8 protein-coding genes and 1 pseudogene are annotated in these 11,033 nt (G+C 61.2%); 4 read left to right on the forward strand and 5 right to left on the reverse strand.

Going from position 1 to position 11,033, the window contains the following annotated elements; genetic code table 11:
- Positions 1 to 671 precede the first annotated feature (671 nt).
- Complete coding sequence (locus tag AB0P14_RS17280; RefSeq protein WP_363845187.1) at positions 672 to 1,289, forward strand: CueP family metal-binding protein; 618 nt, start codon at positions 672 to 674, stop codon at positions 1,287 to 1,289.
- A 134-nt stretch (positions 1,290 to 1,423) separates the two neighbouring features.
- Here AB0P14_RS17280 and AB0P14_RS17285 read toward each other — a convergent pair whose 3' ends face one another.
- From AB0P14_RS17285 to AB0P14_RS17295, 3 genes are all read right to left on the reverse strand, one after another.
- Entirely contained in the window at positions 1,424 to 3,346 is a 1,923-nt protein-coding gene (locus AB0P14_RS17285; RefSeq protein WP_363845189.1) for a cation-translocating P-type ATPase, read from the reverse strand.
- Positions 3,347 to 3,495: 149 nt separating this feature from the next.
- Positions 3,496 to 4,188, reverse strand: a complete 693-nt coding sequence (locus tag AB0P14_RS17290; RefSeq protein ID WP_363845192.1) for a Crp/Fnr family transcriptional regulator — start codon at positions 4,186 to 4,188, stop codon at positions 3,496 to 3,498.
- A 44-nt stretch (positions 4,189 to 4,232) separates the two neighbouring features.
- Positions 4,233 to 4,457 (reverse strand): heavy-metal-associated domain-containing protein, encoded by a 225-nt coding sequence (locus AB0P14_RS17295; RefSeq protein WP_363845195.1) that lies wholly within the window; start codon positions 4,455 to 4,457, stop codon positions 4,233 to 4,235.
- 185 nt (positions 4,458 to 4,642) lie between these two features.
- Here AB0P14_RS17295 and AB0P14_RS17300 point away from each other — a divergent pair, with 185 nt between their 5' ends.
- Positions 4,643 to 5,494, forward strand: coding sequence for a hypothetical protein (locus tag AB0P14_RS17300; RefSeq protein ID WP_363845197.1), 852 nt, complete (start codon positions 4,643 to 4,645; stop codon positions 5,492 to 5,494).
- Between the two features lie 42 nt (positions 5,495 to 5,536).
- Here AB0P14_RS17300 and AB0P14_RS17305 read toward each other — a convergent pair.
- Both AB0P14_RS17305 and AB0P14_RS17310 read right to left on the reverse strand, forming a co-directional pair.
- Positions 5,537 to 6,168: pseudogene (locus tag AB0P14_RS17305) on the reverse strand (GAP family protein).
- Between the two features lie 87 nt (positions 6,169 to 6,255).
- Positions 6,256 to 7,242, reverse strand: a complete 987-nt coding sequence (locus AB0P14_RS17310; RefSeq protein ID WP_363845199.1) for a diaminopimelate dehydrogenase — start codon at positions 7,240 to 7,242, stop codon at positions 6,256 to 6,258.
- A gap of 255 nt (positions 7,243 to 7,497) precedes the next feature.
- On the opposite strand from AB0P14_RS17310, the gene AB0P14_RS17315 reads away from it, so the two are divergent.
- Both AB0P14_RS17315 and AB0P14_RS17320 read left to right on the forward strand, forming a co-directional pair.
- Positions 7,498 to 9,087, forward strand: a complete 1,590-nt coding sequence (locus AB0P14_RS17315) for an ABC-F family ATP-binding cassette domain-containing protein (protein ID WP_363845201.1) — start codon at positions 7,498 to 7,500, stop codon at positions 9,085 to 9,087.
- 249 nt (positions 9,088 to 9,336) lie between these two features.
- Positions 9,337 to 10,968 carry a DUF222 domain-containing protein gene (locus AB0P14_RS17320; protein ID WP_363845203.1) on the forward strand — a complete coding sequence of 544 codons (1,632 nt, stop codon included), beginning with the start codon at positions 9,337 to 9,339 and terminating at the stop codon, positions 10,966 to 10,968.
- Positions 10,969 to 11,033 lie beyond the last annotated feature (65 nt).

Raw genomic sequence — 11,033 nt, forward strand, 5'->3', positions numbered from 1 at the left:
ACGTTGGCTGTGGCCAAGAATCCGTGGAGTGCCCAAGCTCACCACCCAGGGGCCTGACGCGGAGTCATGCCCGTCAGGCTGATTAGTAGACTGGTGCCATTATGGTGGCCCCGATCTTTGCTCGCGGCGGGAGCAGGTCTTGGACCGGCTCCCGCCTTGTGCTGTGCGGATTGCTGGCACTGGCGGTAATTTTCGGCATAGTGGCTATGCACGGTCCGCATCTGGGTGAGTCTCACGCTTCCGATAGCGGCTCGGCAGCCCAAGGCTCCCACGCAACTCAAGGCCTTTCTGCGCTCCAAAGTCCTGAATCAAATCAGGGCACGACGGCGGATACTCTCACCATGCAGGGGCCCATTCCGCCGGCGGTTGCCACCGCGGTGCACACCGGCTATGCCATTGATGGTGGATTGTCGTGCGCTCACTGTTCATCAGGGGAGCTGTCGATGACGCTGAACTGTTTGCTCGCCGTCGTACTTGGTCTTTGGCTGTTACTCCCAAGAAAAGTCCGCACGAACAGCGTGCTGCCTCGGCTGCGCGCTGGCCCCCGGTCTGTGGCGACGGGGCTCATCATGCGCCGAGCACCGTCTCTGAACGTTCTTTGTATCAATCGATGCTGAGGGGCACTGCGCTTTAGCACACCAACCCCATCGACTGATCAAGGAAGCACCATCATGACTTTGAAAATCACCCGCCGTCTTTCACTCACCGGCGCCATCGCAGCAGCCGCAGCAACTGTCCTGCTCGTCGCAGGATGTGCGGCCCCTGCCCCCGCGCCTACTCCTGCAGAAGTAGCGCCTGCCGCAGGCCAGGACCTCATCGACGACCTGGGATTCAGCGGCAAAAACGCCAAGGACATCATCACTGAGCTGGACATGCTGCCCGTGGCGGAGCGCTCTACCGAGTTGATGGCATCCATCCGGCCCGGTGAATTGGTCCTGAAAGATGCGGCACACCGTGAAGCGACGCTGCCCATGCCGGCCGATGAGTTCTACGTTTCCGTGGCTCCGTATGTCAGCCAGACACACACCTGCCACTTTCACAGTCTCACCACCTGCCTGGGCGAACTGCAAAACAAGGACGTCGATGTCACCGTCAAGGACAGAACAACTGGCGCCGTGGTGATGCAGGAGTCCGTCAAAACCTATGACAACGGATTTGTGGGATTGTGGCTGCCGCGCGGCATGGAGGCCACTCTTACTGTGGGCTATGAGGATCAAACCGCGTCGCAGACCATCTCCACCATCGGCGGACAAGACCCCACCTGCCTGACCACGCTTCAGCTGAGTTAGCTCGTAGTCCTCCCGTCCTCGACAAAGCTGCAGGCCCACAAGAAGTCCTCCCCGGAGCCGTTTCGGGGAGGACTTTTTTGTTGACCAGTCCTCATTGATCTTGTGGGCGGCACATTTGTTGGAGCGACTACGTCCTAATGGGCCGTGTCCGAAACAATTGCCGTGTCGGGAGCAGTCACCTTCTCCGGGACTATGGTGGGGGCGGAAGTGGTGCGCCGTTCCCGGTAACGGACAAGCCTGACGGCGTTGAGGATGACCACCAGCACGCTAATCTCATGGACCAACATGCCCGTGGCCATGAACACCTTCTGCGCCAGCACGCCCGTCAGAAGCAGCACAACTGTTCCTAGTGCAATCCAAGTGTTTTGCAACATGTTCCGCACCGTTGCCTTGGCCAGCGAGTATGCGTGCACCAACTGGTCAAAGCGGTTGCCCATCAAGATCACGTCCGCCGTCTGAATCGACACATCTGTGCCAGCACCCATAGCCAGCCCAACGTCTGCTGTGGCAATGGCAGGGGCGTCGTTGATGCCGTCGCCCACCATGGCCACGCGGTGCCCGGCATCCTTGAGCTCTTGAACAATGCGGACCTTGTCGGCCGGCAATAGCTCGGAACGCACTTCATCAATGCCAAGCTCGGCAGCTACAAGGGCGGCAGTGTGTTGGTTGTCGCCCGTGAGCATGTAAAATCTCCGGACTCCGCTTTGGCGCATGGCAGCTATAGCGTCGCGTGCTTCAGGCCGGATTTGGTCAGCGATGGAAATAATGCCAGCCAGTTCCCCGTCAAGCACGGCAAATACAGCAGTGTTTCCGCCACGCTCCCGCAGGAGGGCGTGCGCCTGTGCGGAGGCGGACAGCTCGACGCCCATCTCGGCCAGCACCCTGCGGGAACCAACAGCCACGGTGACACCGTCCACATGGCCGCGGATGCCACCGCCCTTGATGACCTCCACCTCGGTAGGTGCAATGCTCACCTCGTGGCCTCGCAGCCGGGCCTCTTCCACAATGGTCCGGCCCAGCGGATGTTCGGAAGCCAGCTCAAGGCGGGCCGACAGCGCAAGGACCTGGCCGGCGTCGTACATTCCTAGAGGGAAGACCTCGGTGACTTCGGGGCGGCCCACCGTGAGGGTTCCGGTCTTGTCGAAGACCATGGTGTCGATTTTGGAGAAGCGTTCCAGGGCGTCGCCGCCCTTGACCAGGACCCCGTGGCGGGCGCCGTTGCCCAGCCCCGCGACCATGGAGACCGGGGTGGAAATGACCAGAGCGCCGGGGCAGGCGATGACCAAAAACGTCAGTGCGAACTCGATGTTGCGGCTGACGATCAGTACCAGCACCGCCAGCACCACGATGGCCGGGGTGTAGATTTGCGCGAACCGGTCCAGGAACCGCTGGGCCTTGGTCTTGGAGTCCTGGGCTTCCTCGACGAGCTCAATGATTTGCGCGAAGGTGGTGTCGTCGCCGACTTGTTCGGCCCTCATGCTGAAAAATCCGTTGTCCACGATGGTCCCGGAGTAAACCTTGTCGCCCACATTCTTGGCGGCAGGGACCGGTTCGCCGGTGATGGTGGCTTCGTTGACCTGGGCTCGGCCGGCAATGACGGTGCCATCCACCGGGATCTTGCCGCCGGACTGGACCACAACAGTCTCACCCTCGAGGACGTCGTCCACGCTGATGGTGAGCGTCACGCCGTCGCGAATCACCTGCGCTTCCTGCGGTGCCATATCCACCAGATCCCGCAACGAACGCCGCGTCTTCTCTAGTGTGCGGGCCTCCAACCATGCGCCGAAAATGAACAGGAAGGAGACCACGGCGGCCTCGACATATTCGCCGATGATCAGGGCGCCGACTACGGCGATGGTCACTAACAGATCGATGCTGAACGCCTTGTGGCTCAGCGCCTGGAACGCGCGGATGGCCGTGGGGACCCCGGCGGTGATGGCCGAGACGAACAGCAAGCCGTCGCGCCATGCAGAGAAGTCTGCGAGGTGAAACGCCAGTGCGGCGATCAGCATGATGCCGGTCGCGGCGGCGATCCGGGCTTTGGTCCTGCCAGTCATGATGCTCCTTGGCTTGTGCCTGCAGGGGTTTCCTGCCGATACTTCAAGGATTGCCCGGAAGGACGAAAGCTGCCTTGACCGGGGTCAATTCCGGGCGGGAGGTGTTGTGATTCGCGACGGGTGACGTGATGCGTGGCCCGACGCGCGGCCTACAGCTTGTGCAGCGCCGGGACGTTCAGCAATTCCACCGTGCGGCGCGGATGTAGGCGGAGCCAGCCCGACGCCTCAAACTGCGCCAGCTTGCGGCTGAGTGTTTCCGGGGTCAGGCCCAGAAAAGAGGCGACGTCCTTTTTGGCAATTGGCAGCACAAACTTCGCCGAGGCTGCCTTGTCCGCCAACTCCAGCAGGTAGGCGGCGATGCGGTGTTCGGCATCCTCTCCGGCGAAGATGCTCACCTGGCGTTCGGTGCTTTCGAGCCGGCTGCTGAGGGTTTCCAGCATCTTGTACGTCACGGTGGGGAAGCGGAGCAGGTAGTCGCGCAGGTCGTCGTGGTGCAGGGCGCAAATCTCGGCCGCGTCCAAGGTGGTGGCGAAATGGTCGGTGGGGGCGCCGCTGATGAAGCTCATGTCGCCGAGGAAGTCGCCCTCGCCCAGCACCCGGATGAGCTGCTCATGCCCGGACTCGGTGATCCGGTAAACCTTGACGTGCCCGCTGTGGATGATCATCAGGTGCGGATTGTTCTCCCCGGCACCGTACAGCTGCTCATTGCGCGGGTGGCGGCGGAGTTTCACCCGCCCGGCAATGTCCTTGAGTTCCTCCGGCGCGAGCTGGCTGAAAATGGGGACACGCCCCACGAGAACTTCCAGTGGAGCGTGTCCTTGGACTGCAGAATGATGTGCCATGTCCACAGTCAACCAGCTATTTTCGACGGCTGCGGCCACGGGGGCTATGCCGCGACCTTGTGCTTGAGGACCGGGTAGCCCAGATCCGTGATGGCCTTGGCGATTGCCTCAGCGGTGACCAGTCCGTCATCGAAGGTCACCTTGACCTTGCCGGAGTTGAACATGACCTTGGTTTCTTCAACGCCGTCCATCTTGCCGACAACGCCCTCGATCTTGGTGATGCAGGAGGGGCAGGTGAACGGTTCGGTCTCAAATTTTGCGGTGCGCATGGTGTGCCTTTCTGTCGGTGGTGCTTGTGTATCCACTACATCAAGTTCCGTTCGGCGCCGCCTTGACGTGGGTCAAGAACGGAAACTTCCATTGTGAAGCACGACGGCGGCGCGCATCTTGGGTCCTGTGAGTCGACCTGTCAGTGCCTGCTTTTGTTCTGTGATGCGGCCAGTACTCTGGATAGATGACTGAGATGACGCAATCAACGGCCCGCATCACCAAGAAGCAGCTGGGGTTCCCACTGGCCGCGGGCATTGCCAGCGGGCTCCTGACGCTCATTGATCCGGCCAAGTTGCGGCCCGGCGCTCGTAGAGCAACCGTTGCTGCCTCCGGCATCGTGACCGGAGCAGTTGTTTGGCTCAGTAGCTCGAGCAACGACGAGTACGTTCCGGCGAAGGAATTACGGGGCTCCCTCGCACTAGGGATGGGCGCACTGGGCGCTGTCGGCACACACTATGGCTTTGTGCTTGACCGGAAAATCCATCAGACACTGCTCAGCCGGGGCATCCGGAATCCACGGCCACTGATGGCGCTGGTATCCGGCATTCTCAGCACAGGCGTGATCCTGCTCGAACCTCCCGCCGCGACCAAAACTACCGGCCATGACAACGACATCTGCGGGGCGACACCGCTGGAACGGGAAATTCCCCAGCCGCTGCGCGAATTGCTCGCCGCCATGCTCACTGTAACCGAGGACTTCGGCGCGCCCTTGCTGCGCGAGCAACTCGCTGGTGCGCGGGAACAGCACTGGGGCGAGCCAATGGAGTTCACCACCGAACTGGCCTTCGTTGCGCCGGAGGGTGCCAGCCTTGCAGTCCCGCGCAATTACACCTTTCCGGTCCATGCGGACTTCACCACCAGTCCGGGCCAGCAGATGCGGATGAGCTTGCAGATCCAAGACGGCGTTCTGGCCTCCCTCTTCATTGATGCGCTTCCGGAACAACTAGCAGCCGCCCAAGGCGATGATGCGGATCCCTTCGAGGCACTCACCCGCTGGCCGCTGGTTTCCGAGGTCACCTTCACTCTCGAGGACTAAGGCATTGCTGTACCACGTTGATGGTGGCAACTGGTCTGCAGCTTAGAAGCTGCTAATTCCGTTGCCGATCAGGACAATGCCGAACACCACAAGCAGCAGGCCCGTCATGATCGAATGGTTGGCCTGCAGCCACTCCATGACGGTTTTCAGCGGAGCTGCCAACGTTCGGGGTGCAATGAGGTACGCCACGACAGGAGCCAGCACCGTCAAGGAAGCCAATAGGAAGTAGACCGCCATGGCCCAAACTTCGGCTGGAAGGGCCAGCTCCGCGGCCCCGATGGTGACGCCGGCTGCGGCAGCAATCGCAAAGTTCTTGGGATTTGCGGCCGACAGCGCAGCCCCATAATGGTGCTGCGCCCTGGCGAGTAGCCACCCGCGGAGGCCATCCAACGGGGGAGGGGCCCGGCGTCGGACGCGGCAAAACGCATGATCAACTTGCGCGCCGCCATGACCAGAAGAGCGGCGCCGAGGATGATCCGCAGGCCCCCGGCAATGGGGCCTGGGTCGTTGCCTGAGCTGTCCAGGGCGTCCAAAGTGAAAGCGAGGACTGTGACGATGGCCGCCAAACCCGCCACCCAACCGGCAAGAAACGCCAGACCGTTTGCCTTCGGACGCGCCGATCCCAGCAGCAGCACAATCATGATGATGGGGAACGGGCTCAGCGCCACGCCCATGCTCAGCGGCAGGATGCTGCTCAGCACTTCATTCACGGGGAAACTCTCTGCCAGGAAGTTCCTGCCCAGGTTATGTAGCGGAAGGGGCTAGAGCAGTTCCGCCCGCAGATCGGCTGCGGACTTGGGGGAGAGCAGACCGGGCGCAACGTCGAAAACTGTCTTGGCGCCGAACTGGCCTGCCGCGTTCATACGGTGCACGGCGCGGGCGTAGGACACCAGGACGCTGGAGGTGAATTCCGGGTTGCTTTCCAAAGCCAGCGAGTACTCAATAACCTGAGCGTGGCCGTCCGTGGTGTTGCCGCTGCGAATGACAAAACCACCGTGCGGCATGGCGGCATGATCCCGGGCCAGCTCTTCGGCGGTAATGAAATTCACCGTAGTGTCGTACTGGTCGAAGTAGTGCGGCATGCCCACAATCTCGGCGCGGACAGCGTCCTCAGAGGCGCCGTCCTCGAGCACCACGAAGCATTCGCGGGTGTGCTTCTGACGAGTGGTCAGCTCCGGGCGCGAGCCGCTCCGGACCTCTTCAATGGCAGCTTCCGAAGGCAAGGTGTACTGCACGCCGCCGGCAACCCCAGCCACGCGACGGATAGCATCCGAATGTCCCTGGCTCAGTCCGCGGCCCCAGAAGGTGTAGGTGTCGCCGTCGGGCAGCAGCGCCTCGCCGTAAACACGGTTGATGGAGAACATGCCAGGATCCCAGCCCGCGGAAATCAGAGCTGTCTTGTTGCTGGCCTGGGCCGGTGCATCCACGGCGGCGAAGTACTCCGGGATGCGTGCGTGAGTGTCGAAACTGTCCACCGTATTAAACAGTGCAGCCAACGCCGGGCCCTGCTCGGGAAGATCGGACTTTGAACCGCCGCACAAGATCAACACATCAACCTCGCCCGCGTGGCCGGCCAGATCGTCCATGGAGAATACCGGCGCACCGGCGTTGAGCGGGACCAGATCGGCCGGATTTCGGCGGGTGTAAATGCCCACAAGCGCCATGTCGGCGTTCTTGGCAATGGCGGCTTCGACCCCGCGGCCCAGGTTTCCGTAGCCAGCAATTCCAATGCGAATCGGCGCGCTCATGTGTTCTCCATCCAATCATTGGGCCGCTTCTCGTTGGCGGCCGCATTCATTACCCACCACGGTACAGTCTGGCGCCGCGGCGGCGCACGGCGGAACCGGGGGCCGGACACCCGGGCGGGTGCCGCCGTCGTACTTCTAAAGAGAAAGTACGACGGCGGCACCCGCCACCGCTGCCACCTCGCGTGCCGGTAAACTGGGCTTGGGTGTTTCTCGTACCCCATCTTCCGCAATTCCCGGCCATAAAGGACCACACCCATGAGCTTGATCCGCCTCAATGACGTTTCCGTGCGCTTCGACAAAGTCCAGGTGCTGCGTGAGGCGTTCTTCAAACTCGAGGCGGGGGACCGGGTGGGTCTGATTGGGCGTAACGGCTCCGGAAAGTCCACGCTACTCAAGCTCGTCATGGACCAGGTTGAGCCGGATACCGGCACTGTGAGCGTTGAACTTGGCACCAAAATTGGCTACTTCTCGCAGTTCTCCGAGCTGAACGGCGCGCAAACCATTCTCGAAGTGCTCGAAGAAGTCTTTGCGCACGTGAAGGAGATTGAGGCCGAGCTCGCCGAGATCGATGCGGCGCTCGGGGCGGATCCCGCCGAGGCCGAGATGGACCGGCTCATCCACCGCCAGTCCGAGCTGTTTGCCGACATGGACAGGCTGGACGGCTGGGATTACCAGCGCTCCATTGACAAGGTTCTGACCACGCTGGGATTCAACGAGGCCCACCGGGTCTGCGCGATTGACGAGCTGTCCGGCGGCTGGCGCAACCGTGCCGCGCTCGCCAAGATCCTGCTCGAGGCACCCGACGTGCTGCTGCTCGATGAGCCCACCAACTACCTCGATGTGGCGGGCGTGGAATGGCTCGAAGGCTGGTTCAAGAACTTCCAGGGTGCGGCGATCATCGTCTCGCACGATAGGAAGTTCCTGGACGCCGTGGTCACGCGCATCATCGAGGTGGAGAACTTCCACCTGCACGAATACCCCGGCAGCTTCAGCGAATACGTGGTGGCCAAACAGTTCCGGCTCAAGACCCTCGAGAGCCAGTTCGTGCACGAATCCGAGCTGCTCGCCTTTGAAGCCGAGGGGATTTCCGACCGGCGCGAGGCCACCAAGGCTGCCTCGAAGGGACTCGATTCCAAGCTGTCCAAGATCAAAAAGTCGCGCGCACCGCGTCCCGTGGACAAGATCATCACGGAGATCTACGGCGGCCTGCACGTCAAAGATGTGCTGTGCCGGGTCGAATCGCTGACCAAATCGTACGGCGACCGGACCCTGTTCAATGACCTCAGCTTTGAGATTCGCCGCGGGAACCGCATCGTGGTTCTGGGCTCCAACGGCTCGGGAAAGTCCACGCTGCTGCGCGCCCTCACCGGAGAAGAGCCTGCCGATTCCGGCTACGTCACCTGGGCCAAGGGTGGTGGGCTCATCTCCTACAACCAGATCTTGGACGAACTGGACCCCGAAGACACCGTCACACACGCCGTCAACGCCATGCCCGACAGTCTGGCCCTGACCGCCACGAAAAAGTCCGTCAACCGTTTTCTCGCCATGTTCCAGTTCTCCGAGGCAGATCTCAAGCAGCGCATCGGCAACCTCTCCGGTGGTCAGCGCGCCCGAGTCGCCATGGCCCAGTGCTTGCTCTCCGGCGCCTCAGTTCTGGTGCTCGATGAGCCCACCAACCACCTCGATATGTCCAGCACCCAGGTCATGGAACGCGCACTGCTGCACTTCCCGGGCGCCGTACTAGTGGTCAGCCACGACCGCTTCTTCACCGACAAAATCGCCAATCGCCGCCTCGTCTTCAACCCAGAGGTCCCCGGCGAAGTTGTGGTCCGCGGAGGGCACTAAATAGGGGCGGGCTGTCCTGATTCCCTGACTTATCCCTTTTTCTTGAGCCGTTGTACCTCTTGAGCCGCTGTTGTTCTGTGATGGACGACGGCGGTTCTTGCGTTAGGGCGGGTTGGCGCCCGTTCAGCTTGCCTCAGCCCTATTCACGGTTCTACTCGGGACGGGCTCTTGTCGGCGTCCCAGAACATTATTAGAAGTTACTTTCGGGTATGTATTGCGGTTGTGTTGCGGTGGGTTTAGTGTTGTGTTATGAGTATTCGGGAGGTGTTCCCCGGGGACCGGGGTGGTGACGCTACACAGGATGTAGCGGCACTGCTGGCTGGGATTACTCTTCCTTCTATTGAACCTTTTGGGTCTGACAGTGCTGAGTTGGTGGGGTTGCCTACTCGGTTGTTGTATTCGGATTCTTTGGCGGGTTTGGATGTTGATCGGCCTACGGTGCTTTCTGTGGCGTTGGGTGTGCGCGCTGCTGGGATGGAGACGTTGGCGGCGGTGAAGCGTCACGAGGATAAGTTGGCGGCTTTTAAGGCTAGGGAATTGGACAGGATTGCTGGGGCGGCTGCTGTTGAGCGGTCTGTGTATGCGTTGGATGGTTTTCAAAGCAGGGTTGCTGAGGCTGGGTTGGCTACTGAGGTGGCGTTTGCGTTGGGGATTCCGGAGCCTACTGCGGCGTCGTTGATGGAGCACAGTGTGGTGTTGGTTCGTGAGCGTCCGGTGGTGTTAGAGGGGTTGGCGGCGGGGCGGTTGTCGTGGCGTCATGCTGTGGCTATTAATGAGGAGATCGTGACGCTGGGGTCTATGGGTGGTGCCACGGTGGAGGATGAATCGGTGTTGGAGGAGCGGTTGTTGTTTCTGGCTCCGGGGACTACGGCGTGTTCGTTTGTGGGGAAGGCTCGTCGGGCGCGGGAGAAGATGTTTCCTGAGAGTATTCCGGTGCGGGTTAAGGAGGCTTTCGCGAAGCGGAAGCTCAGCTGTGATGTGGGTGCTGATGGGATGGCGTGGTTGGGGTTGTATATGCCGGCGGTGAGTGCTTCGGGGATTTATACCCGGTGTACTAGGTTGGCGCGGGCGATCAAGGCTGATGGTGTGCGGGCTCAGCGTGAGGCGGATGCTGCTGGTACGGGTCAGGATGTGCGTGAGCATAGGACTCTGGCGCAGTTGCGGGTTGATATTGCTGCGATTCTGCTTCTAGGGCAGAAACTTCCTGCCACGGCCACCGAATTGCTCCACGACGCCGAAGCAACCCTCAACACCACAGGCACGGGCACAGGCACCGGCACAGGCGCCCGGGCAACAGATCCCGCCACCGCGACCAACGCGGGCTCAAGCTCAAGCTCAAGCGCTGGCGCGCGTTCTAGTGCTGGTTCTAGCGTTGATTGTGGCGGTTCTGGAGGGGTCGGTAACCCAGCCAGACCCGATAGCTCAAGCTCTACCGCCAGCGTTGGTTCCGGTTCTGGTAATGATTCTGGTCTTTCGGCTGCGGAGCTCTATTTCGCTGCCGACCCCGCGGACCTTCCCGAGTCAGGGGACGATAGTGACCCGGCTGGTCCTTCTGACCACGCTGGTCCTCCTGACCACGCTGATCCTCCTGGCTCAGCGGATGCGTCTGATGCGTCAGTGGTGGTGGGGGATGGTTCTGGGTTGGTTGATTTTCTGGTTGATGGGATTGATGAGGATCCGAATGCTGAGTATTTGCAGCAGCTTACTAAGTTGGCGGGCAATGGTGTGTTGGTGGATCCGCCGATGCCTGAGGCGTTGGTGTTGGTGAAGGTCCCGTTCTTGGGGTTGTTGGGGATCACGGATGAACCGGCGGAATTGGTGGGTCCTCAGGGTGGTCCGGTGCCGGAGGAGTGCGCCCGTCAAGTTTTTGAGACAGCTTGATTGGTTTTTCTTCTTAAGCTGCTGCTTGATTGGTTTGATTCTGGTACTCGGCCAGGGCCCGTGCC

It is taken from the genome of Specibacter sp. NPDC078709, from assembly GCF_040686795.1.
In the GTDB taxonomy this organism is placed as follows: Bacteria; Actinomycetota; Actinomycetes; order Actinomycetales; family Micrococcaceae; genus Specibacter.

What these genes read in the sequence shown, in the direction of transcription:
- AB0P14_RS17280 (WP_363845187.1), top strand. Translation starts at nt 672, where the DNA reads ATGACTTTGAAAATCACCCGCCGTCTTTCACTCACCGGCGCCATCGCA.
- AB0P14_RS17310 (WP_363845199.1), bottom strand. Translation starts at nt 7,242, where the DNA reads ATGAGCGCGCCGATTCGCATTGGAATTGCTGGCTACGGAAACCTGGGC.
- AB0P14_RS17290 (WP_363845192.1), bottom strand. Translation starts at nt 4,188, where the DNA reads ATGGCACATCATTCTGCAGTCCAAGGACACGCTCCACTGGAAGTTCTC.
- AB0P14_RS17295 (WP_363845195.1), bottom strand. Translation starts at nt 4,457, where the DNA reads ATGCGCACCGCAAAATTTGAGACCGAACCGTTCACCTGCCCCTCCTGC.
- AB0P14_RS17300 (WP_363845197.1), top strand. Translation starts at nt 4,643, where the DNA reads ATGACTGAGATGACGCAATCAACGGCCCGCATCACCAAGAAGCAGCTG.
- AB0P14_RS17315 (WP_363845201.1), top strand. Translation starts at nt 7,498, where the DNA reads ATGAGCTTGATCCGCCTCAATGACGTTTCCGTGCGCTTCGACAAAGTC.
- AB0P14_RS17285 (WP_363845189.1), bottom strand. Translation starts at nt 3,346, where the DNA reads ATGACTGGCAGGACCAAAGCCCGGATCGCCGCCGCGACCGGCATCATG.
- AB0P14_RS17320 (WP_363845203.1), top strand. Translation starts at nt 9,337, where the DNA reads ATGAGTATTCGGGAGGTGTTCCCCGGGGACCGGGGTGGTGACGCTACA.